The sequence below is a fragment of the Psychrobacter sp. NZS113 genome (assembly GCF_015864825.1).
Lineage (GTDB): Bacteria > Pseudomonadota > Gammaproteobacteria > Pseudomonadales > Moraxellaceae > Psychrobacter.
In genome coordinates this window covers 245,430-268,510 of the sequence record NZ_JADYWL010000006.1, presented here as the reverse complement: position 1 = coordinate 268,510, position 23,081 = coordinate 245,430, and the positions used below count along the sequence as shown (strand labels likewise).

The 23,081-nt window shown below is 41.8% G+C and carries 19 protein-coding genes; 9 read left to right on the top strand and 10 right to left on the bottom strand.

Translation table 11 applies throughout. From position 1 onward, the window contains the following. Window positions 1–46: 46 nt before the first annotated feature. Together serS and I6E61_RS10970 are read right to left on the bottom strand one after the other, a co-directional pair. Complete coding sequence (gene serS / locus I6E61_RS10975; RefSeq protein ID WP_197134629.1) at window positions 47–1,333, bottom strand: serine--tRNA ligase; 1,287 nt, start codon at window positions 1,331–1,333, stop codon at window positions 47–49. 17 nt (window positions 1,334–1,350) lie between these two features. Next, a complete protein-coding gene (locus tag I6E61_RS10970; RefSeq protein WP_197134627.1) occupies window positions 1,351–1,542 on the bottom strand; it encodes a hypothetical protein in 192 nt (63 codons plus the stop codon). Between the two features lie 233 nt (window positions 1,543–1,775). Here I6E61_RS10970 and I6E61_RS10965 point away from each other — a divergent pair, with 233 nt between their 5' ends. Together I6E61_RS10965 and I6E61_RS10960 are read left to right on the top strand one after the other, a co-directional pair. Then, window positions 1,776–2,435 carry a YcxB family protein gene (locus I6E61_RS10965; protein ID WP_197134625.1) on the top strand — a complete coding sequence of 220 codons (660 nt, stop codon included), beginning with the start codon at window positions 1,776–1,778 and terminating at the stop codon, window positions 2,433–2,435. Window positions 2,436–2,665: 230 nt separating this feature from the next. Continuing rightward, window positions 2,666–3,145 (top strand): Dps family protein, encoded by a 480-nt coding sequence (locus tag I6E61_RS10960; protein ID WP_194197823.1) that lies wholly within the window; start codon window positions 2,666–2,668, stop codon window positions 3,143–3,145. Window positions 3,146–3,238: 93 nt separating this feature from the next. On the opposite strand, the gene I6E61_RS10955 is transcribed toward I6E61_RS10960, so the two are convergent. From I6E61_RS10955 to I6E61_RS10945, 3 genes are all read right to left on the bottom strand, one after another. Beyond that, entirely contained in the window at window positions 3,239–3,922 is a 684-nt protein-coding gene (locus I6E61_RS10955; protein ID WP_197134623.1) for a DUF2057 family protein, read from the bottom strand. A gap of 56 nt (window positions 3,923–3,978) precedes the next feature. Then, entirely contained in the window at window positions 3,979–4,782 is an 804-nt protein-coding gene (gene hda / locus I6E61_RS10950) for a DnaA regulatory inactivator Hda (RefSeq protein ID WP_197134621.1), read from the bottom strand. Between the two features lie 329 nt (window positions 4,783–5,111). Further along, window positions 5,112–6,218 carry an AI-2E family transporter gene (locus I6E61_RS10945; protein WP_197134619.1) on the bottom strand — a complete coding sequence of 369 codons (1,107 nt, stop codon included), beginning with the start codon at window positions 6,216–6,218 and terminating at the stop codon, window positions 5,112–5,114. A gap of 325 nt (window positions 6,219–6,543) precedes the next feature. Between I6E61_RS10945 and purM the strand changes: the two genes are divergently transcribed. Further along, window positions 6,544–7,593 carry a phosphoribosylformylglycinamidine cyclo-ligase gene (gene purM, locus I6E61_RS10940; protein WP_110923128.1) on the top strand — a complete coding sequence of 350 codons (1,050 nt, stop codon included), beginning with the start codon at window positions 6,544–6,546 and terminating at the stop codon, window positions 7,591–7,593. Beyond that, the gene (gene purN / locus I6E61_RS10935; RefSeq protein WP_197134617.1) at window positions 7,593–8,279 is read left to right on the top strand and encodes a phosphoribosylglycinamide formyltransferase; all 687 of its coding nucleotides are present in this window, start codon (window positions 7,593–7,595) and stop codon (window positions 8,277–8,279) included. The genes purM and purN overlap by 1 nt, the downstream gene beginning before the upstream one ends. Before the next feature lie 147 nt (window positions 8,280–8,426). Here purN and I6E61_RS10930 read toward each other — a convergent pair whose 3' ends face one another. Beyond that, on the bottom strand, window positions 8,427–9,800 hold the full coding sequence (locus tag I6E61_RS10930) for an NAD-dependent succinate-semialdehyde dehydrogenase (protein ID WP_197134615.1): 1,374 nt from the start codon (window positions 9,798–9,800) through the stop codon (window positions 8,427–8,429). A 376-nt stretch (window positions 9,801–10,176) separates the two neighbouring features. Next, on the bottom strand, window positions 10,177–11,166 hold the full coding sequence (locus I6E61_RS10925; RefSeq protein WP_197134612.1) for a LysR family transcriptional regulator: 990 nt from the start codon (window positions 11,164–11,166) through the stop codon (window positions 10,177–10,179). A 754-nt stretch (window positions 11,167–11,920) separates the two neighbouring features. Here I6E61_RS10925 and I6E61_RS10920 point away from each other — a divergent pair. Next, window positions 11,921–13,507, top strand: a complete 1,587-nt coding sequence (locus tag I6E61_RS10920; protein ID WP_197134609.1) for an isocitrate lyase — start codon at window positions 11,921–11,923, stop codon at window positions 13,505–13,507. Window positions 13,508–13,791: 284 nt separating this feature from the next. Here I6E61_RS10920 and I6E61_RS10915 read toward each other — a convergent pair whose 3' ends face one another. Next, window positions 13,792–15,006 (bottom strand): DUF4349 domain-containing protein, encoded by a 1,215-nt coding sequence (locus I6E61_RS10915; protein ID WP_197134606.1) that lies wholly within the window; start codon window positions 15,004–15,006, stop codon window positions 13,792–13,794. Window positions 15,007–15,355: 349 nt separating this feature from the next. Between I6E61_RS10915 and I6E61_RS10910 the strand changes: the two genes are divergently transcribed. Further along, window positions 15,356–16,957: a CYTH and CHAD domain-containing protein gene (locus I6E61_RS10910; RefSeq protein WP_197134603.1), complete on the top strand. Its 1,602-nt coding sequence runs from the start codon at window positions 15,356–15,358 to the stop codon at window positions 16,955–16,957. 258 nt (window positions 16,958–17,215) lie between these two features. Here the strand turns inward: I6E61_RS10910 and I6E61_RS10905 are convergent, their stop codons facing one another. Beyond that, window positions 17,216–17,731, bottom strand: coding sequence for a L,D-transpeptidase (locus tag I6E61_RS10905; protein WP_197134600.1), 516 nt, complete (start codon window positions 17,729–17,731; stop codon window positions 17,216–17,218). Window positions 17,732–17,936: 205 nt separating this feature from the next. Here I6E61_RS10905 and I6E61_RS10900 point away from each other — a divergent pair, with 205 nt between their 5' ends. Then, window positions 17,937–19,199 (top strand): hypothetical protein, encoded by a 1,263-nt coding sequence (locus I6E61_RS10900; RefSeq protein ID WP_197134596.1) that lies wholly within the window; start codon window positions 17,937–17,939, stop codon window positions 19,197–19,199. A gap of 136 nt (window positions 19,200–19,335) precedes the next feature. Here the strand turns inward: I6E61_RS10900 and I6E61_RS10895 are convergent, their stop codons facing one another. After that, a complete protein-coding gene (locus tag I6E61_RS10895) occupies window positions 19,336–20,574 on the bottom strand; it encodes an argininosuccinate synthase (protein WP_197134593.1) in 1,239 nt (412 codons plus the stop codon). Window positions 20,575–20,974: 400 nt separating this feature from the next. On the opposite strand from I6E61_RS10895, the gene pyrC reads away from it, so the two are divergent. Then, window positions 20,975–22,045 carry a dihydroorotase gene (gene pyrC / locus I6E61_RS10890; protein WP_197134590.1) on the top strand — a complete coding sequence of 357 codons (1,071 nt, stop codon included), beginning with the start codon at window positions 20,975–20,977 and terminating at the stop codon, window positions 22,043–22,045. A 205-nt stretch (window positions 22,046–22,250) separates the two neighbouring features. Continuing rightward, window positions 22,251–22,970 carry a ribonuclease T gene (gene rnt / locus I6E61_RS10885; RefSeq protein ID WP_110923139.1) on the top strand — a complete coding sequence of 240 codons (720 nt, stop codon included), beginning with the start codon at window positions 22,251–22,253 and terminating at the stop codon, window positions 22,968–22,970. The last annotated feature ends 111 nt before the right edge of the window (window positions 22,971–23,081 follow it).

The following is a 23,081-nucleotide window of genomic DNA, read 5'->3' as shown; positions in this document are numbered from 1 at the left end:
AATACCCATAGTAATACGTTGTAAATCATTACAGCAAAATAACCATTTAAGCTAAGATGGTTTCAGCACCGCCCATAAACGGACGCAATACTTCTGGAATGGTGATACTGCCATCTGCGTTTTGATGGTTTTCCATGACTGCCAATAACGTACGACCAACGGCCAAGCCTGAACCGTTCAAAGTATGAGCCAAACTGGTTTGCTTGCCGTCTTTGACACGCGTACCCATGCGGCGCGCTTGGAAATCACCGCAGTTAGAGCAGCTAGAGATTTCGCGATAGGTATCTTGGCTCGGTAACCATACTTCGATGTCATAAGTCTTTTGTGCGGCAAAACCCATATCACTCGTACATAACTGAACGGTGCGGTATGGCAGATTAAGCTGCTGCAAGATATATTCGGCCTGTCCTGTCATTGCCTCTAGCAATTCGTCAGACTGCTCAGCCGTGGCAATATTGACCATTTCAACCTTTTCAAACTGATGCTGACGGATCAGGCCACGAGTATCACGGCCATGTGAACCTGCCTCACTACGGAAACAAGGCGTATGCGCGGTAAACTTAAGTGGCAGCTCGCTAATGTCCAAACGCTCGCCACGTACCAAGTTGGTCATTGGTACTTCGGCAGTAGGAATGAGATAGAAGTCCATGTCCTCATTGTTTGTGTGATTTTTCAGCTTAAATAAATCATCTTCAAACTTTGGCAATTGCCCCGTACCTTTGAGGCTGTCTGAATTCACGATATAAGGCACATAGGTCTCAAGATAGCCGTACTTCATGGTATGGGTATTGAGCATAAATTGAATCAGTGCGCGATGCATCTGCGCCAATTGTCCTTTTAGCACATTAAAGCGACTGCCAGTCAGCTTGGTCGCCGCTTCAAAATCAAGCATACCAAGTGTCTCACCAATATAAGTGTGATCTTGAATCTCAAAATCAAACGTACGCGGCGTGCCCCACTTGCGCACTTCTACATTGTCATCTTCTGACGCACCCACTGGCACATCAGCTGCTGGAATATTAGGGATTTGCATGCCAGCTTTGGTGATGCGTTCTTGCAAAGTGCGCAGTTCATCTTCAGCCGCTTTAATCTCACCGCTGACACTTTGCATCTCAGCCAATAGCTCACTGGCGTCTTCGCCTGATTTTTTTAGCGCGCCTACTTGCTTAGCACCCGCATTACGGCGCGACTGCAACTCTTCGGTCTTGATCTGCAAAGATTTACGTTCTGACTCAACCGTTTGCCAAAAATCCATGTCAAGTGCGTAACCACGAGTGGCCAACTGCTGTTGTAAGTCGATTAAATCGCCGCGTAAGAGTTTTGGATCAATCATAATGGTTGCCTGTAACGCTAAAAGTGAGTGAGAAGTTTAAAAGTATTATTTTTAAAGGTGCTATTTTTAAAGATATTGTCTTTAAAGGTACTGTTTTTAAAGGTGCTGGTTTTATCAAAATAAGTGGTAGCCGCTATAATACCAAGACGCATCTCATTTGACCATGTTTTGGCGATACTTTCATCCATCGCCTTGATGATTAATGGCATGCAGTTTTTAGCTTAACAACCCGCTCTGAAAATCGGCAGACCCTCATAATAAGGCTTAATGGCAATAATATGACAACTATCAACATTCATAGCTGCTTATATGTTTCATTTGAGAGCGCTTTTCGGTAAGATAAGTCCATACCTTTTTTCCACTTTCAGCCAAGTGCCGTATAGCTACTTCACTTTGGCGATTTTAACCCAACACTTTTAACACAAGTATTTGAGAAACCTTTATGGCCTTGTACCCCTATACGCTACAACCTGTTGCCTTAAACCTTACTGAGGCAGAATTTCATCAAGCACAATACGAGCTATTTTCTAGTGCCAGTCCTTCTTTTGGTCTAAAAAGCATCAAAACGAAAGAGTGGATCATTATGGCAGTAGTCGTGGTATTAGCGATTGCAGGGTTGGTCTTTGTCACAGGCTACTCAACCATTATTTTTTGGTTGATGTTGGTTTCAGTGGTGGTTTACTTACTGGTTCGTACCCTTGGTTTTAAATGGTATGTCAAAAGAGAATTCGAAAAGCAAGTGGCCGATCAAGAAATGCCAGATGAGATGCGCCAGATGAAACTGGGTGTACAAAAACATGGCCTCGTGATGGCAATGCCCGTCAATCAACCTGATTTGATGAAAAACTCGCAAATGCGTGGTATGCAAATGCGCGCGAGTAACACTCAACAAGCAGTTATCCCATGGACTGCAGTTAAAAGCTGGGATGAAACTGACGACTATATATTTATGATGTTTGAGATGAAAGGTCAACAAGGTAGCCAAATCATACCTAAACGCCTGCAAACACAGAAATTTCCGGTTGATACGGTTCGCCAACATTTGCAAGAGGTCGTTGCTGTTAAAGGTTTGAACCCTGAAAACTTACAGCCACCAGCATAAAATATAGAACAGCCCTTTATCGGTCGTCCAACTAACGATGAAGGGTTTGGCTCTTTTGGTAAACCAATCGCATTATTGTATTTATTAAACTTAACTTGTCGATAATGCTTTGTTATTATAATAGGCATCAGAAGAAAAGTTGTAGAAGCGCTAGGATATATAAATAAGCCGAATTTATGACTTTCTTCATTTAATTTTTACATCAACACTCACACTATAAGGATAATATCATGAGTAATAATGAGACTAACCAAATCGGTCTAGAAAGAGCAGACATGAGCGAAGTAATTGCTAAGTTAAACGGCCTATTATCAAGCTACCATATGTTTTACATTAACGTACGTGGCTATCATTGGAACGTTAAAGGTGAGCATTTCTTCACCTTACATCCACAATTTGAAGAGCTATACACGTCACTACAAATTCAAATTGATGAAATCGCTGAACGTATTCTAACGCTAGGTGGTACACCACTCCATGCTTATAGCGACTTTGCTCAGCATACAAGCATTAGTGAAGACAAGAACGTTAAAGACGGCACGACTTGCGTTAAAGGCGTAGTAAAAGGCTTACAAGAGCTTATCGAAGAACAGCGTCAAGTATCTACTCTAGCAGCAGATAGCGAAGACCAAGGGTCAGCTGATCTTGTCGACGCCTATGTACAAGAGCAAGAGAAGTTAGTATGGATGTACAATGCATTTTTAGGCTAATAATAGCCAGACTAAAATGAGCTAATGTACAGACAATAAAAAAGCACCTAATTAGGTGCTTTTTTATTGCTAGGTATCTATAAAACAGGGGCTTTATTTCTGTATCCACTGGCTCATTTTTTCACGCTCAGCAGGCGTTGCTTGTAACCAAATCTGCATAAACTGATCTAAATTACTGTTAGATGAATTAACGCTTGTCGTTTGCTGTACAGTATTTTGATTTGCAACAGCTGGCTTGTCTAATGATGCAATAACACGTTGGTTTTGCATCTCAGCATCACCCGAGCCACCAAACACACCGCCTATTACGTTACCCAAACCTGAAAACAGTCCGCCTTGGTTATTGGCCATACTTTGCTGGCTAGCGATCACAGTATTGTTCTGCTGTACGGCAAGCGTTGGCTGCTTAGCATATTCTTTAGCCGCTTTATACTCTTCTGGTTGACTTGGCATAGTCAAACGATAGGTTTGATTATCGGCTAACTGTGCTGTCACACTGACGTTACCCGAACGTAGATAGTCATGTTCATCACTATTCAGTCTATATAAGCGGTCATATTTAGCAGTAATAGCATGTTGTCCAGGTTCAAGCGTGAGCTTTTTCACGAGAGGTTGAAAAGCACTCTGCTGAAGTTCTTGCCCATTAATCGCAGTGACCTTGATATGGTCATCAACTAGCAGAGTTACTTCTGCTTGCGACAGCATAGAGACAGAGCTTGCACCAATAAGTAACGTACCGATAGTCAGTTTTTTTAGCAAAGAAGCATTGGGTTTCATAAGTGATTCCATTAATAGTAAAAACGTCTTGGATAAAATATTTCGCATTCTTAAGACTAAAAGTCGAATGGCATAGTATGTTGGTCTTGATCTGCAGCGTTATGATCTACTTGCGTCTCTTGCGCAATATCAGCAAGCTCTGCGGCTAGTGTCTGCTCATCAATAGTACGTAACGCATCACTTATGACTGCCTTGGATATGTTATTTCGGCCAAGGTTAGAAAACATCGGTTGAATATAGTTGAGCACTTCCATCATCGCCCCGATACGGTGCGGTCCTTCCGTAAGTAAATGATCAATAATTCGATCATCAAACTGCCAGCCTCGTCGACGCAAGATAGACTGCAATAATGCCTGACGATCTGCTAAATCATGACCATTCGGTACTTTGAACGTAGGTGCTTGCGCCAAACGGGTCAATAAATCTCTCAGCTGAAAGGGTAAGTCATCAGCAGGTTTGTTGGCTGCAAATAATAACTGACGCTGACCTTCACGACTCCGATTGATCAAATGAAATAAGGCTTCTTGCCACTGACTGCTTTGCTCAAGGACTTCCAAATCGTCGATTGCAATCAGATCAAAGTTCTCTAAAGATGAAAGTACGTGAACATCCGCATGAATCAACTCGTTGAGTGACAAACAAATCGCGGACTTATCCATCTCAATAAACGACTCACAAATAGCCGATAGCAAATGAGACTTACCCGTAGCAGGACTGCCAAATAGATACAGCTGCCCTATCAGGCCGACATGTAATTGCCGCACTGCATCAATAATCGACATCCAACCGGGACCGGCGAAGTCGCTTAGACTTGCATCATGCTTTATGTCCAGATTGAGACTTAGCTGTGCTTCTGCCATGAATCATCAACTCGTTTTGCGTAATACAATGGAAGATAGGAGGAATAACTATCGTAAAACTGGCTTTACTATGTTCAATGCTATTTGGTATAAGCTTGCGGCATCGGACTGCCATATTCTTGGCTATAGATATATTGTATGATTACCATTATCAAAATGGCTCTTGCCAACGAATAAGCACTGATACCATCAACACTGCGCCTATATATAACATATTTGCAAAATGACTGACAAGTCTTTTACCTATTAAGCCTTATCAATCGTCCTTTATTAACGTCTCCACTCTACTACCAATTTATGATAATTAGATTACTCTGAGGACAAATAACTTACTTTTTCTCAAATAGCTCAAGCTGCTTTCGGCCTCTATAGAAATCAGTGGTGAGGTAGTAAGCATACCAATGACGGAACAATACATTAAGCACTGCTGATACTGGTAGCGCGATTAGCATACCCACGAAGCCTAATAAGCTCGCGCCTGCCAACACAGAAAAAATGACCAGCAAAGGTGACAAGCCAATCTTATCGCCTAGTAGCAAAGGTTGTAGTATGTATCCTTCTGCCGCTTGTCCTACCAAAAATGCACCGACAACTAAAGACAAATGAAACCAATCTAAGCCAAACTGAAAAAACACAGCGATAACAGCAGCAATAAACCCTATACCAAATCCCAAATAAGGTACAAAACTAGCAATACCTGCTACCATGCCAATAATCAAACCCAGCTCTAAGCCAATAAGTTGTAACTGTACGGCATAAATCACACCCAGCAGTATCATGACCAATAACTGACCTTTTACAAAAGCCATTAGCGCCCGATCACAATCTCGCGCAATCTCAACCACTTTATGATAATACGTGGTTGGAATGGCACTTTTCCAGCCATTTAGGCGCTCGTCCCAGTTGAACAAAAAATAAAACATCAGTATAGGTACTAATACAATTAATCCTGCGCTATTGATAAAGCTCATACTAGAAACAAAAAGCTGACCCATTAAGGTGCTGGCATCTTCAAACTTATAGTTCGTTTGCATGTACTCAACCAAGGTTTCTGAAAAACCTTTGACTTCAAGCTCTGGCAATCGAATACGGCTATTTTCTAATACCCAATCTCTACCGATCTGATTGTACCAATTAATGATTTTGGGTAAATATTCCCAAGCAGCTTGCAACTGATGCCATAAAGTAGGAATCAACCACCACAATAGTACAACCATACCGAAGGTAATGGTGGAGTACACAACAAGAATGGCAATCCAACGTTTAACATACTTTGACAAAAACTTGACTAGCGGATTGAACAAATAAGCCAATACGAAAGCAAATACAAAAGGCAAAATAACCGGCATTATGAGGTATAACAATAAGAGTACTACTATGATGGACGCGACAATAAAAAAGCGCCTAAAAAAAGGATCTATCGATTGATTGATCATTACTAGTGACCCTACAAATAAACTGATATATGAATAAGAAAATTTTTTGTTGCTAGATAATAACCCGTACGTTATGGCTATACCCGCAAATTATCAATGCTTTATTATCGCAGAGTGACATAAAAAATCAGTCATTTTTTGTTTCCGAGCCACTTATTTGCCGCTTAAAACAAGTCTTCACTAAATATCAGTCAAATATCGGCAAGTTGCTTTGCGAGTGTGGGTCGTTTTTGGGTATAATGCGCCCACTATATTCAGAATTAACACGACCAACTCGCTTTTCTACCGATAGACCTTCATTCCCTATAAAATTTGTGAGATGACCATGAGTAACAAGCCTTCTTTAAGCTACAAAGATGCCGGCGTTGATATTGATGCAGGCGATGCGTTGGTTCAACGTATTAAATCAGTGGCAAAAGCCACCTCTCGTCCTGAGGTTGTGGGCGGACTTGGCGGTTTTGGCGCGCTTTGTCGTATTCCGACCGGTTACACCTCACCTTTATTGGTTTCAGGTACTGACGGCGTCGGTACCAAGCTTAAACTGGCCTTACAATTGAATCGTCATGACACTATCGGTATTGATTTGGTCGCTATGTGCGTCAATGACTTATTGGTTTGCGGTGCTGAGCCATTATTCTTCTTAGATTACTATGCAACGGGCAAGCTTGATGTTGACGTAGCGGCGACTGTTGTCACTGGTATTGGCGAAGGTTGTAAATTATCAAACTGTGCGCTAATCGGTGGCGAAACAGCTGAAATGCCAGGCATGTATCAAGATGACGACTACGACCTAGCTGGATTCTGTGTAGGTGTGGTTGAAGAAGCAGAAGTGATCACTGGTGAAAATGTCGCAGAAGGTGATGTATTGATCGCCCTGGCCTCAAGTGGCGCGCACTCAAACGGTTATTCATTGGTTCGTAAAGTCATCGAAGTGAGTGGCGTTGATGTTACCACTAGTGATGCACAATTAGATGGTCAGCCTATCCAAGATGCGCTAATGGCCCCTACCCGTATCTATGTTAAAGCCATCAAAGCATTGCAAGACACTCTTGGTAGTTCAGCCCTTCATGCGATGTCACATATCACAGGTGGTGGCTTAACAGATAACTTACCGCGTGTATTGCCTGAAACACTAGCCGCTAGCATCGATACCAATAGCTGGCAGTTCTCAGAGCTATTCACTTGGTTACAGACCCAAGGCAATATCGAGCAGAGTGAGATGTACCGTACTTTTAACTGCGGTGTAGGCTTTGTGATTGTCGTGCCTAAAGACAAAGCTGAAGCGGCTATCAATATATTGAATGACGCTGGCGAAAAAGCATGGCAGTTAGGCGAAATGGTCAGTCGTGAAGTGGATGCAGTGGTGTACCGTTAATGCTAGCCAATAATACCAGTCACGCCAACAAGCCATTACGTATTGCCGTTCTGGTATCAGGTAGTGGTAGCAATTTGCAAGTGTTGATCGATGCCATGCAAGCTGGCGCACTACCGATTGAAATAGTAGGTGTCATTAGCAATCGTGATGACGCTTATGCCATCACTCGTGCCAATGATGCTGCTATTCCAGTCGCAGTACTATCACACGTTGCTAACGGCAAACGTATGGGTATCAAAACTTTTGAAACTCATGCCAGCGAGCAACTAACAGCTTGGCAACCCGATCTGATTGCGTTGGCCGGTTTTATGCGCGTGTTAAGCGGATCATTTATCGATAATGCGCCAGCGCCCATGATCAATTTGCACCCTTCTCTATTGCCTGTTTACAAGGGACTTGATACCCATCAGCGAGCGATACAAGCAGGTGAGCGTCACCACGGCTGTAGTATTCATGTCGTCACTGCTGAGCTCGATGCGGGTGCTGTTTTGACTCAAGCGCTGTTAGAGATCAATCAAACAGAGACGGCTGATAGCCTACAAGCACGTGTACAAAAACTTGAGCATAAATTGCTACCTTGGACAATTTTGCTATTAGCGAATAAAGTATTGTCACTTGATACTAGTAATGAAACTAAAGCAAGTTACTTGCCAGCCTTGCCATTACAGCTTTTTATGAACATGTAAAAATTTCAGCTTATTAAGTTGCATGTTTTACCGTTCTATTTGATGCAATAAAAAGCCCAATCACTCGTTATGAGCGACTGGGCTTTTTTTATTCAATGGTCATCTAATGACGACCATATCCATATCTAGTAGTAATATTAACCGCCATTAAAAGACATGCACGGCCTTGATGTTTACAAACTCTTTGATACCAAAGCCGCCATGCTCACGGCCATAACCTGAGTTTTTAACGCCACCAAATGGCAATGCAGGATTGGCTAGACCGTAACCATTGATATAGACCATACCAGTATCAAACTCTTCACGTGCTAGACGTACCGCTTTGTCTGTATCTTTTGAGAAGATTGCACCGCCTAAACCATAGCGACTGTCGTTAGCGATACGTAAGGCATCGTCTTGGTCTTTTGCGCGAATGAGCGAAGCCACAGGGCCAAACAATTCGTCATCGTAGGCTGGCTGACCTTTCTCAACGTTTTCTAAAATAGTGGCTGGATAAAAGCTGCCTTTGCTATCAGGAACTTTACCACCAACAGCAATCGTTGCACCTTTAGCCACGCTTTGCTCTACTTGCTCATGTAACTGCTCTTGTAGATCTTTACGAGCCAATGGTCCGATGTCTGAGCTATCATCCATAGGGTCGCCATATTTCGCACCTTCAAACTTCTCAACAATACGCTTGCGGAATTCGTCGTATACACTATCCACTACAATGAAGCGTTTTGCGGCAACACAAGTTTCACCGTTATTAATCAGGCGTGCTTGTGTACAAGTTTCTACTGCTATGTCTACATCAGCATCCTCTAACACGATAAAAGCATCGTTTGAGCCAAGCTCTAATACCGCTTTTTTGATAGCTTTTGCTGCTTGTTGACCGACGATGACACCTGCTTTATCGCTACCTGTGAGCGTCACACCGCGTACTTTGTCGTTGTTGATTAATTCTTCTGACTGATTGTGACCGATGATAATGGTACGGAAAAGATCATTTGGCAATTCAGACTCATGCAATATTTTTTCGATTAATAGACCAGAGCCTGTTACGTTAGAAGCATGTTTTAACAGGATACTATTACCTGCCATCAAGTTGGCAATGGTATAACGGAATACCTGATACGCTGGGAAGTTCCAAGGCTGCATACCATAGATAATACCGATAGGCTGATAGCTGACCAATCCTTTTCTCATGCCTTCGATATCACGTACATCGTCAGCCAGTGCTTCGATACCATTTTCAGCAGTATAGTCACAGATTGCTTTGCACAAATCAATCTCTTGCAAGCTCTGGCTATATAGCTTACCACGCTCTTCAGTCATCAGCTTAGCCAACTCTTCTTTATGCTCGATTAGCTTATCACCAATAGATTTAATCGTTCGACCACGCTCTTCGTGGCTCACAGTGCGCCATGCTAAAAATGCTTCATGTGAGGCATCAACGATCTTATTAACTTCGTCCACGCTCATGTAATCGTAATTTTTAATCTCTTCACCCGTGGTTGGGTTGATAGTAGTAATATCTGACATGTTATTGTCCTTATTTATTGGAATATTTTATTGGTTGAAAGTTATATGACTAAAACTTATAAGATAAAAAACATCGGTATTTGTGTAAATATCAGATGTTGACATCATTATTTATATTGCGGTTTAACTTAACAATAGCATTTGTACTTATCTTTTTTCTTAATGTTTAATTATCATAACAAAGTGCTCGACCAGTAGTTTTACAAGTTATGAAGAAATGTGCATAAGATGTTAAAAATGTGGCTGTCTTATTAATTGCACTCAAGTTATAGGTGGTTTGAGTTATGGAGGGAGTGTTTGAGTAAAATGAGACCCATAAAAAAACCAGCCCTATGGCTGGTTTAATAAAAAACTTATCTGTCTTAAAAAAATCAATTTAAAATAGATGGTTCATCACAGGTATCTCCTGCGGTGGGTTTTCTTCTTCATCAACGATTTGACGCGCCACATGCATGATAAGTTGGCGTAACCAGCGATGGGCTGGATGGTGTTGCAATAGTGGTGACCATGCCATGGTTAGCTCAAACTCAGGAATGAAGAATGGCGGCTCTTCCATTTTAATACTGTCGTTATTGGCCTGCATTTTTGCCACACGCGTGGGTAATGTTGCAATCAAATCTTTGTTTGCTGCAAGCATAGCTGGCATTTGATAATGGCGCGTAAAGACACTGATTTGGCGCTTTTGTCCCAAACGTTGTAGTGCTTGATCGATAGAACCTAAGCCGCCAGACTTCTCTGGATTGACCCCAAAGCCTACGCCCATACCAGTTTTTGACACCCAAACATGTTGAGCTTTTAGGTAGTTCTTTAAGTTAAAACGATTGGCATAAGGACTGTCAGAAGACAACAAACAACTAAAGGTATCACGCCACACCAACACTTGGTGGAAGCTCTGTGGTATCTCGTTAAAGCGATTAATTGCCAGATCAACGCGTCCCTGCTCCATATCACGATAAGAGACGTCCGATGGTGTCAAAAAGTCCAAAATAACATTGGGTGCTTCTGAGCGCAGTGCTTTGACCAGTTTTGGCACCAAAGTCGCTTCTGCATAATCCGACGTCATAATACGAAAGACGCGAGAGGTACTATAAGGACGGAATTCAGTACGTGGCTCTAATACTTGCGTCAAATCTGCCAGTATCTCACGAATACGAGGTTGCAACTCTAAAGCCCGCTCCGTTGGCGTCATACCCTCAGAAGAACGTACCAGTAACGGGTCGTTAAACAACTTGCGCAGACGGCGCAAAATGTTACTCATCGCAGGTTGGGTAATGCCAAGCTGCTCAGCTGCACGAGTGACATTTTTCTCTCGTAACAACACATCTAGATGTACCAATAAGTTTAAATCTACCCGCTGCAAATTCATATATATTTCTCTTGGCCTTTGGATAAGTGCCGTTATAAGCTTGGCATTTTTGGTGCTGTTCTAATAATTTATGGTCTATAGCAGTGTAATTCTGCTACTTTTTATCTGATTTCATGCGATATCTGCTAAGTATAACCCAAACCGCCTAACGTAAGGTACTGTTATATATGAATTATAACTTAAGAAAATACCCAAGATAATAATCATAAATTAGATAAATCTTGGTAAGGCAGTTATAGTAAGTCTCATAGGATGACTTGTAACGCAAACGATACAGCTTAGTTTTATAGACTGGCTACATTCATTTGACCGACACAATTATATAGTATATTGATGGTCCATATTGGTAGCATCATATGATGAATTGACTACTTAAAAGACCGTTATAGTCATTAGAAAATGACTAAATCTATCGCACAAACTGTTTATTATTGTAACACCTCTTATCGCCGATAATGACATTGCCATTCAATAAAGAACGCAAGTGCCTTAGAAATATATGAACAAGCTCAGCAACCTTTTATACATTACCTATTATTTTTCCACTACCAAGTTCTAGTAATTCTCTTGTATTAGTGATTAAGTTTGTTTAGGGTAAATAAGGCTTTAACTGATGGCTTGTAATTCTGTCTGACCTTATGAGATGTCAATAGCACTAATATAAAGTCTGAATGTATACCTTTTCAGTCATACACAATCGTCATTATTTTAGCACTTAACTTATTTGTTTTTACACCCCACCAAGGAGACATAGATGTCAACTGCATATAAATCAGCGATCGACCTAGTACGTGAATTGAAGCAAAAGCACGGTAACTGGCAGAATATCAGCGAAACCGATGCGGCACGTATGATGTCACAAAACCGTTTTAAAACGGGCTTGGATATCGCAAAATATACTGCAAAAATCATGCGTCAAGATATGGAAGACTATGACAATGATACGTCTCAGTACACACAGTCTCTAGGTGCATGGCATGGTTTTGTTGCACAACAAACTATGTACGCTAAAAAGAAATATTTTGGCACTACTTCTAAAACTTACATCTACTTATCAGGTTGGATGGTTGCAGCTCTACGCTCTGAGTTCGGTCCACTACCTGACCAATCTATGCACGAAAAAACGTCAGTGCCTAAGCTAATCGAAGAAATCTATACTTTCCTACGTCAAGCCGATGCTAAAGTATTGAACGATTACTTCCGTGAGCTAAACGCTGCTGAAGAAGCTGGTCAAGATACTTCAGCTATCGTAGAAAAAATCGAAAACTTTGATTCGCATGTTGTGCCAATCATCGCTGATATCGATGCAGGTTTCGGTAACGAAGAAGCCACTTACCTATTGACTAAGCAAATGATCGAAGCAGGTGCTTGTGCCATTCAGGTTGAAAACCAAGTATCTGATGCTAAGCAATGTGGTCACCAGGCTGGTAAAGTAACTGTACCGCATGAAGACTTCATCTCTAAGCTAAACGCTATCCGTTATGCATTCCTAGAGCTTGGTGTTGAAGACGGTGTTATCGTTGCTCGTACTGACTCTGAAGGCGCATCACTCACACAAAAAATTCCAGTATCAAATGAGCCAGGCGATCTTGCTTCTAAATACATCGACTTCATCGAAATGGAAGAAGTTACTTTAGAAAATGCTCAAGAAAATGACAGCCTACTTAAGCACAATGGCAAACTAGTACGTCCAGTTCGTCTGCAAAATGGTCTATATCAGTTCCGCGAAGACACAAACATCGACCGCGTTGTACTTGACTGTGTGACCGCTCTAGAAAACGGTGCCGATCTACTATGGATTGAAACACCAACGCCAGACGTAGAACACATCAAAATGATGGTTGACCGTATTAAAGAGCAACAGCCTAAAGCGAAGCTTGTATACAACAACAGCCCATCATTCAACTGGACGCTTAACTTCCGTAAGCAAGTTATTGCACAGTGGGAAGAAGAAGGCAAAGACATCTCTAGCTACAATAAAGATGACTTAATGAGTGCTGATTACGACGGTACTGAGCTTGATCAAGCTGCTGACGTTGCTGCTAAGAACTTCCAACGTGATGCATCACGTGAAGCTGGTGTATTCCATCACTTAATCACGCTACCGACTTACCACACGACTGCTCTTAGCGTTCATGAACTTGCTAAAGGTTACTTCGGTGAAGAAGGCATGCTTGCTTATGCAGCTGGCGTACAACGTAAAGAAATCCGTGAAGGCATCGCTTGTGTTAAGCACCAAGCAATGGCTGGTTCTGACCTAGGCGATGATCACAAAGAAATCTTCTCTGGTGACAACGCACTTAAAGCTGGCGGCGGCAAGAACACAATGAACCAGTTCTAATTACCGACCCTCTATAAGTCATTGCTAAAAAAGCCGCCCTACATAATGTAGGGCGGCTTCTTTATGTCTGTTTATTGATACTCTGTTATTGTGAGCTTTTTAATGTTCCACTCTAGGGCGTGTCCTCATTTTAAAGATGATGATAAAAATGAGATAAATTGCCGTCAAACGAGGAAAATAGCGCAGATAATATCAGGATATTAACCAGCTATTTGACGATGTTTGGCAAAATTTAGCTATTTTTAGCTCATTTAGAGGACACTCGTTTGAATTGAGAACACGCCCTAGTGCTTAGCATCCTTGCTATCAGTCTCTGTCATATTGTCCGTATTATCATCTAGTTTACTGCGCTTTATACCCTCTGAATTCTTGACTTCTTGATTTTCACCCATCAGATTACGTCGTAGGTTTTCCACACGAGGATTGTGTTTGAAAAACTTACGATAGATCGCTTTTATCATTCTATAAATGAGATAAAACACACCACCTAGTACAAGCAACCACCATAACTGTATAAGACCCAGTGCCAACGATCTGAGTATATTCCAACCATCTTTGAATGACTGGCTAACTTGGGTACTAAAACTTGGCCGTTCAGCATCTATCAGAACGTCTAGATTTTGCGTGGTTTCTTTATAACTGACATCTGGCTGCATAAAGCTCAGATTGATGGTGCTGTATTTGACTTTATCGGCGATATCCATTTGCTCAAGCTTCGCCAATTCTTTTTGGCGACGTGCTGCATAGGTAGCGGTGATAGCATCGACATTACTACTCTGATCTTTATCATTTTTGCTATCGAGACGCTCTTGACTGAGCTCATCCGCCATATCACTGTTTAGCTGACTTGCTAGCTGCTCACGATAAATATCTAAAGTAACGTCTTGTGCAGTGAACTCCTGACCATTCAAAAAAGCCACTTGCTGCTGCATTTGCTCCAAGAACTTATTGACGTTGACACGAGGAACCCGGACCGTCATTTCAGCTTGGCGATTATAGGTTGTGATTGTAATATTTTTATCACCTTGGACAAAGGTTCTATCACTACGTGGGTAATTGCTAATATTACTGAGCGCCACATAACCACCCTGCTGCCGTGTCAATGTCTCAATAGCAGCACTACTCTTGACCACGTCTTTGACAGTAAAGTTTGCACTGGCATTGATCAGCAGCTCTTTACCTTGTATTTGGATATTAGCGGCCTGACTGGCGAGTGTCTGCTCACTACTCTCTGATAAACTCTCAACCGTAAGCTCATTGGCTTGATTGTCAGCCTCTGATTCTAGCTCTGCAACAGCTGATTGCTCAGACATCATGGTATTTATATCAGCGTCAACGGCTTGTTCATTCGCATAATCGCTTGGCTCCTCTGAGGCGCTTTCTGCATATTCCTCAGACTGACTACATCCACTCATTAGTAATACAGACCCGAGCATTGCCGCTGCTATAGCTAATGACAAACGATTGGGTGGTAATGATGTTTTAAGCTTACTCATCATAGAAACGTCTTGCCTATCAAAACCAACCTGTCTTTTCGAAAGGCAGCTTTCAGATACCATAAGGATGTCTCTCATATTAAATATACTTTTGTTCAATATTTTCTTAATTATAGCGACAATAAAACAAAAGTGTATTCTTTATAGAGAAATATATAAACAGTTCTATAAAATATTACTTGTTATTAAATGATAGCTTTCATACGATATAGATAATTTAATCGAAAAGAGTACCAAGTAGCCGAGTGCAGATGTATATCTAATACTTCAAGCGAGGTGAACACTGTCATGCTTTTATAGTAGATTGACTAAAGTACTCACTTAACGTTTATTAAAATAATTGGGAGCCACCATGCAAGAGATAGAGTTGAAGTTTTTGGTGCCAGAACCACGGCTAAAAGGCTTGATGCGTCAAGCTCAGGTCAAATCCTCACAGCTGACACAACTGGCTGCCCATTATTACGATACGCCCGATCAACAGTTGGCACAGGCAGGTATTGGCTTGCGTATTCGTAAAGAAGGCGATTCGTGGGTACAGACCATCAAAGCTGGCGGCGATGGTATTGCAGCGCGCTTAGAGCACAATGCGGTGTTAGATAACGAACAAGTACAAGCAATGCTCGATACCAATACCCTTATGCCTGATTTGACCATTTATAAAGACACACCAATCGCTCCTGCATTGTCTGACTTTAAGCTCAAAAAACTGGCAAAAAAGCTGACGCGATTGTATGTCACTGATGTACAGCGTACTACTCGATTGCTAGTAGAAGACAGTAGCGATCAAACGGAAAACAGTATTGAGATTGCCTACGATCATGGAGAGATTATTCATGGTAACGATGATGCCCAGCGAGAAGTCATTCAAGAGATAGAGTTCGAGCTGATATCAGGAGATTTAGATTTTCTGTTTATGACAGCCAAAACTTGGTGTCAGCGCTATAAGCTATGCTTATCTACTGTGACCAAGGCTGAACGTGGTGGATTGCTCATCAACGGACAAAATCATAGCCCAGCCGTTAGCGCTGATCTTAGCCAGCTAAACATTAATAAAAAAGTTAGCATACCTGCTTTCATAAGGGCTGCCGTACATAACTGTCTACTGCAAATACTACCGAACAGCAGTGCTATTGTAGCTGGTAGCACTGACAGTAGCCACATCTTGCAGTTACAGATAGGTATTCGCCGCTTATGTGCTGCCCTAAATGCATTTGCTAGCTTCTCTGATGAAATCAACCCTGATTGGCAGCCCATACTAAATCAAACGGCCATCTTACTTGGTGATTATCAGGAACTGGATTACCTAGCAAATTATATCGAACCTAAGCTGCAAGAATATGGCGCACCTAAGACTAACTGGACGACGGATATTGATGCTCTCAAAATCAAGCCTATCGATGCCATCAGCGTCCCTGATTTTCAGCTGACCTTATTAGAACTCATTGCTTTTACCATGAGTAATCCAAGCCTTGAGCCTCAAAACAACAAGCCTGCTATCGATAAAATCGTAAAAATCTTATCCAAGCAATATGAAAATCTGCTTCAAACCCATGAAGTATTTGGTGAGGAAGACAATGTTGAAAGCGATAGTATGGATTTAGAAGACGTTGATTTAGAAAGTACGTACTCAAACCTTGATACTGATGACCAAGCAGACTTTGAATTGCATCATCTAACAGATTTGCGCTATATCACTGAGTTTTGTGCGCCTCTGTTAAGTAAGAAAGGGTCTAAAAAACGCACCGAACGCCAGCTAAAATATTTGATCAAAGCGCAAAAATCATTAGATAAACATCATAGCTATGCACAATATCAACAGCGTTATCAGATAAAATCAGCTGTAGATAATAATGCATTATATGGTGCAGGTTGGTTTGCAGCCCTACTCAAAAAAGACACGAAACGCAGCGATAAATGCTTGGCCAAAGTTAGAGATCGTTCGATATTTTGGTAAAATATTCATCGTAAAATAGCAAAAACGTAGAATAAAAAAGACAGCCTTCATAGAGTGAGCTGTCTTTTTTATAACTTTTAACTCAAGCAAATTACTATAGATTATGGTATCAATATGTTTGTACTGTCATTCTATTTCATTCATCTATACCACAGTCGGTTCAATATAATTTGGAGACAAGGAAGTCGAGTGAAAGTACTACAAACAGTAGACTAAGCGAGATTGACACCGTATCCAATCTATAGAGGATTGACTATACTATTCAGCAGCAATAGTCACAAACGTACCCTCGCTGACTTGCTCAAATAACTGAATAATATCTGTGTTACGCATACGTATACAGCCATGCGAAAATGGTGCGCCCATTGGCTCAGTATCTGGTGTGCCGTGTATATAGATATAGCGCTCATAAGTATCGCAGCCACCTTGGCTGTTACGATCTTTATTCACTCCTTCCTCGAGACCACTTAACCAAAGGATACGGCTCAATATCCAATCGCGTTCAGGATGAGACTTACCGAGTTCCGCATCATATATCTCACCTGTGGGCACACGGCCTACAAACACAGCGTTGCTAGGGACACTACCCCCTATTTTTTCGGCAATGACATGTTTGCCAAGCGGTGTACAGCCACTATCTTGCTGACTGCCGATGCCGTTTTTAGCAGTCGATATCGAGTATCGTGCTATTTCTTTATTCTGTTGGTGTACCGTTAGATGTTGATGAGCGATGTTAATAACTATCTGTATATCAAGAGTATTGCTGTTTGTCATAAATGCTTCCAACTATCAGTTATTTGTAAAAATACTGTTAGGGTAATTAGGACATATTGAACTTTCAACTAGGGCACTCACAGTGACTATATTAAGATTATTCAACACGTCCACGTAAAATGATTGAAAATTTCTATTATCAAGGGATTGTATCAAGGCATTGGGCACCGTAATATAGGGGCACACTTTTTGATGCTAGCAGATTATGACGACTATTTCACCGACACGTGTGTCGATGTATGATTTTCTATATCAAGATACCATACCAATGGTGTCTTTATTGGCAGATGCCGCAAAGCTTTCATTACCACAAGCCCGCTTAGCAATGGATGCCAGTTTGCAGGCAATTATTAGTGCCCTTCTCGCTTATCAGCAACGTTATGATGGTCAAGCCGTGAGTAAGAAGCTATTTGGGCGTGGTGCTGTCAAAGAGCTACGACAGTATAACTCTATGAATTTTGCGACCATCAGTGCGACTTTATATCACCGTCACGATGCGGCAGATGCCATATTCTCTGATAACGCTCGCGTCATAAAAGCAAGCGATCATATTGCCAGTCAAATTGACGCAACGACACAACAAGTCCAAATTTTACTGACCTCTTTATGCGTGGTTGTACTCCGTGAGCTGGCTATATTGGCAGAATACAGTCAACTCGATAATAACGAGATTAATAAATGGTTTGCTCTACAACCACAGTTTTTGTCATTAGCACGTTTCGCAGCCAATGAACCAGAAACGCTATCAGCTGAACCGGCTAATAAAAACAACGAAGCGCCCGTGATAGCAGTCGAAAATACAGTAGACACGGGAACAGAAAGCCCATCAGAGGCTGGCTTATTAAGTACGGAGCAGCTCTCAAGCATCCCACCGCCTTTCGATCCTTACTGGTACGAACTGACGGCATTCAAACCTGAAAGCTATGAGCCTGTTCAAGACATGCAACTGGCTACAGGTAACTATTTAAAAGCCATTGGCCGCTCACCTGATAACTTGCAACAAGGACGCCATAACGACATGCTGGTGTTTGCTGAAATGCATGATATTGCATTACCACATCAACGTTGGTTACTACAACTCGCAAAAATATCAGACATCTATCTCAGTCGCAATCGACTGCGCGTAAATTCTGAACCTGCTACCCCGCCCAAGCCACCTTTAGTTAGCTTAGGTCTAATCAGTGGAAATAGCGACAACACGCCAGCAACGATCAGTGAAAAACCGATTGAATACGAGGCTGCCACACCACTTTGGAAAAACCCCGTTATTATCATTATCATTCTGGTCATTAGTATACTGGGTGGATTGGCAACCCTCAAATATCAAATGCAAAAGTCTGACGGTGCTATGTTGGCAACAGAAGAGGTATTACTGGAACAAAAGACTCTTGAAGAACGCCAGCAGCAAGATGTCGCAATCGTGATGGTAGATGATGAAGATGTTGTAGAAACAGCTGAAGCTGAGTAGAAAAGATCAATGATTTAAACGTAGCTGTTATCATAAGTATTTAATCATAGACTATCAGCAATAAAAAAGAGGCCCTGTATAGAGCCTCTTTTTTTACGATTTAATTTTCTAATTGATTACGAGTAATCTAACAATCTTACTTCGATAAATCGCGACCACGGCTGGCTTCAATAGCTAGACGTAAACCATTAAGACGGATAAAACCTTCTGCATCTTTTTGATCATAAGCGCCTGCATCATCTTCGAAAGTTGCGATCTTTTCGTCAAATAACGAATCATCAGACTTACGTCCAACCACACTTACCGCACCTTTATATAACTTCACGCGAACCGTACCATTGACGTATTCTTGTGATTTGTCAATCAACGCTTGCAACATCATACGCTCAGGACTGAACCAGTAGCCGTTGTAGATAGTTTTAGCATAGCGTGGCATTAGCTCATCTTTTAGATGCGCGGCTTCACGGTCTAAGGTCAATGACTCAATACCGCGATGCGCTTTTAGCATAATCGTACCCGCTGGCGTCTCGTAGCAACCACGTGACTTCATGCCAACATAACGGTTTTCTACGATATCTAAACGTCCGATACCATGCTTACCGCCAATCTCATTGAGCTTGATCATAATTTCGAAAGGCTTGAGTGTTTCGCCATCGATAGCAACGATGTCGCCTTTTTGATACTCTAGCTCTAGATATTGTGCTTCGTCAGGTGCTTCTTCTGGGCTGACTGACCAGCGCCACATATCGTCTTCTGCTTCAGCATATGGATCTTCTAGGATTCCGCCTTCATAAGAGATATGTAGCAGGTTCGCATCCATTGAGTATGGAGATTTTTTCTTATTACCCGCATAGTCAATCGCAATGTTGTGCTCTTTCGCATATTCCATCAAGCTTTCACGGCTAGACAAGTCCCACTCGCGCCAAGGGGCAATGGTCACTACATCTGGCGATAAGGCAACAGCACCTAGCTCAAAACGTACTTGGTCATTACCTTTACCAGTAGCACCATGGCTAATGGCATCAGCATTATGCTCTTTAGCAATCTCAACCAAACGCTTGGCGATTAGCGGGCGGGCGATAGAAGTACCGAGCAAATACTCGCCTTCATAGATAGCATTAGCACGGAACATTGGGAATACGTAGTCACGGGCAAACTCTTCGCGTAAGTCTTCGATATGGATATGTTTGATACCCATGGCTTCTGCTTTAGCGCGTGCTGGCTCAACTTCTTCGCCTTGACCGATATCTGCGGTAAAGGTAATAACCTCTGCATCATAAGTCTCTTGCAGCCATTTAGCGATGATTGAGGTATCAAGACCACCTGAATATGCCAATACGATTTTATTAATATTTTTCGGATCAAGTTGAGCCATGAATAACTCCTATTATGAGAATTTAATTGTGGTAAAAGCACTAAGATTTAATCGAAAGGTAAACTACTTACTCAGTGTACATCATATTTACTATAGGCAAAAGTGCCACGGCCATAAGGAGTGAGCTTGTAATTGAATGATGAGGCAATGGATATAAGCTATCTCTATGAGATTGTTATCTAATCATGATAAACCAAACCATTTTATACATTTAAAAATCATTATTCTTCATAGAATACTAGCAGAATACGCAAAACCTTTTACAGTCTACAGTGCGACCAATGAATTATGTACAGAGAGTGAGTCGCATATTTAGTCAAGTGGGCAAATCTGTTATGATAGCCACATAACACCACTCCGTTTTATTCCCATATATGACGACACAGAGCGCTACGACATTATGACTGATTCGATTAGAGAATTGACCATCCTTCAACCAGACGACTGGCATATCCACTTGCGTGATAGCACAGCATTGAGTACGACAGTACCGCATGCGGCAAATAGCTTTAATCGTGTGATTTGCATGCCAAACCTAGTACCGCCCGTCAAGAATGTCGACGATGCACGTGCTTACCGCGCGCGCATAATGTCACATCTGGAAGCTAGTAGCTTGAGCACAGAGCGCAAAACAGCGTTCGACCCCCGTATGACCTTATATCTGACTGATAAAACGACTGCACAAGACATCGAGATGGCAGCAAAATCAGGTATCGTACAGGCCGTTAAGCTATATCCTGCTGGGGCCACCACCAACTCTGCTGACGGCGTCACCAATATCAATGCTTGTGTCGATGTCTTTGAAGCACTAGAAAAATACGACTTGCCACTATTGATACATGGTGAAGTCACTCAAGACCATATTGATATTTTCGATCGTGAAAAGCGCTTTTTAGATGAAGTATTGGCACAGATTATCGTAAAGTTCCCTAGCTTAAAAATCGTAGTCGAACATATCACTACTAGTGATGCAGCAGACTTTGTATTGGCGCAAGGCAATCATGTTGCCGCCACTATCACCCCGCAGCATTTGATGTTTAACCGTAATCATTTATTGGTCGGTGGTATCAAACCGCATTTTTATTGCTTACCTATCCTGAAGCGTGAAAGCCATCAAAAAGTATTATTAGACGTAGCGACCAGCGGCAATCCAAAGTTCTTCTTAGGTACTGACTCTGCTCCGCATGCGACAGATAAAAAAGAAGCTGCTTGTGGCTGTGCCGGTTGTTATAGCGCTGCTACTGCCTTGCCATTGTATGCCACTGCCTTTGATAGCGTTGGTAAAATAGACAAGCTAGAAGGTTTTGCCAGTCGTTTTGGTGCCCAGTTCTACGGCATGCCATTAAATGAGAGTACGATTACGCTTGTCAATACGCCTATGCAAGTGCCTATCGCTTATCCTTACTTCGATGGTAGCTCTCTCACCCCGCTTATGGCAGGTGAAACCCTACCATGGTCTCTTAGAGACTAGAGCACGCTAAGGTATGTCATCATTTAAATTGTAAAACTTAAGAGTGCTAAGTGAAACAATTGATGACATGCCTGATATAAAGACCTCTATATTTTATTCTATAATATCTGTTATACCCCTATCTTAGGCGGTGTGACTGATATCATCACATACTTATTTTTAATTCAATATAACACTACGACTGATAAAAGCGATTTTACCTGATATGACCACTCAAAACGATGCCACCTTGCCTGACAATACCGTGACAGATGAACAAGCACCAATACGCTTAAAAGATCGCTTTCGTAAGTTTTTACCTGTGGTCGTCGATGTTGAGACAGCTGGTTTTAATGCACAAACTGATGCTTTATTAGAAATTGCCTGTATTCCCGTACTACTCAATGAACAAGGTGTGTTTTATCCAGGGGAAGCTTTCAATGCTCATATCGAACCTTTTGAAGGGGCAAATCTAGAGCCAAGTGCCCTCGCCTTTACAGGGATTGATCCTAAAAACCCACTGCGTAAAGCCATTGCTGAAGACGAAAAAACTGCATTACGCCGGATTTTTAAGGGTTTAAAAGAAGTACGTCGTGAGGAAGACTGCCGTCAATGTGTATTAATCGGACACAATGCCCATTTTGACTTGGCGTTTTTGAATGCCGCTGTGCTACGTACCAATAACAAGAGCCACAATCCGTTCCATAACTTTTCAGTCTTTGATACCGTGACGCTATCAGCACTCGCATTTGGTCAGACGGTACTAGCACGCGCCTGTAAGGCAGCAGGGCTAGATTTCGATGGTAAAGACGCTCACTCAGCGCTATATGATACGCAAAAGACTGCCGAGCTGTTTTGTCATATTCTTAACCATTACCCTATGCTAGCTAATGCAATGCACAATGAAGCAAATACAGATGAGTTGCCTGATAGCGATAATAAATAAGCCACATATCCTACATTGCCCACTTGTCCTAATAGTGCTACTTTTAATACTTGATGACTTTGGCATCTTGATTTCACAATCAATAGGGATATGATTGATATCATGATAGAC

Bases quoted from the DNA above. Each gene is read 5' to 3' on its own strand.
- I6E61_RS10925 (WP_197134612.1), bottom strand. From the start codon at position 11,166: ATGAATTTGCAGCGGGTAGATTTAAACTTATTGGTACATCTAGATGTG.
- I6E61_RS10900 (WP_197134596.1), top strand. From the start codon at position 17,937: ATGACGACTATTTCACCGACACGTGTGTCGATGTATGATTTTCTATAT.
- I6E61_RS10960 (WP_194197823.1), top strand. From the start codon at position 2,666: ATGAGTAATAATGAGACTAACCAAATCGGTCTAGAAAGAGCAGACATG.
- pyrC (WP_197134590.1), top strand. From the start codon at position 20,975: ATGACTGATTCGATTAGAGAATTGACCATCCTTCAACCAGACGACTGG.
- serS (WP_197134629.1), bottom strand. From the start codon at position 1,333: ATGATTGATCCAAAACTCTTACGCGGCGATTTAATCGACTTACAACAG.
- I6E61_RS10910 (WP_197134603.1), top strand. From the start codon at position 15,356: ATGCAAGAGATAGAGTTGAAGTTTTTGGTGCCAGAACCACGGCTAAAA.
- I6E61_RS10915 (WP_197134606.1), bottom strand. From the start codon at position 15,006: ATGATGAGTAAGCTTAAAACATCATTACCACCCAATCGTTTGTCATTA.
- I6E61_RS10970 (WP_197134627.1), bottom strand. From the start codon at position 1,542: ATGCCATTAATCATCAAGGCGATGGATGAAAGTATCGCCAAAACATGG.
- rnt (WP_110923139.1), top strand. From the start codon at position 22,251: ATGACCACTCAAAACGATGCCACCTTGCCTGACAATACCGTGACAGAT.
- I6E61_RS10905 (WP_197134600.1), bottom strand. From the start codon at position 17,731: ATGACAAACAGCAATACTCTTGATATACAGATAGTTATTAACATCGCT.
- I6E61_RS10930 (WP_197134615.1), bottom strand. From the start codon at position 9,800: ATGTCAGATATTACTACTATCAACCCAACCACGGGTGAAGAGATTAAA.
- I6E61_RS10895 (WP_197134593.1), bottom strand. From the start codon at position 20,574: ATGGCTCAACTTGATCCGAAAAATATTAATAAAATCGTATTGGCATAT.
- I6E61_RS10920 (WP_197134609.1), top strand. From the start codon at position 11,921: ATGTCAACTGCATATAAATCAGCGATCGACCTAGTACGTGAATTGAAG.
- purM (WP_110923128.1), top strand. From the start codon at position 6,544: ATGAGTAACAAGCCTTCTTTAAGCTACAAAGATGCCGGCGTTGATATT.
- I6E61_RS10945 (WP_197134619.1), bottom strand. From the start codon at position 6,218: ATGATCAATCAATCGATAGATCCTTTTTTTAGGCGCTTTTTTATTGTC.
- purN (WP_197134617.1), top strand. From the start codon at position 7,593: ATGCTAGCCAATAATACCAGTCACGCCAACAAGCCATTACGTATTGCC.
- I6E61_RS10955 (WP_197134623.1), bottom strand. From the start codon at position 3,922: ATGAAACCCAATGCTTCTTTGCTAAAAAAACTGACTATCGGTACGTTA.
- hda (WP_197134621.1), bottom strand. From the start codon at position 4,782: ATGGCAGAAGCACAGCTAAGTCTCAATCTGGACATAAAGCATGATGCA.
- I6E61_RS10965 (WP_197134625.1), top strand. From the start codon at position 1,776: ATGGCCTTGTACCCCTATACGCTACAACCTGTTGCCTTAAACCTTACT.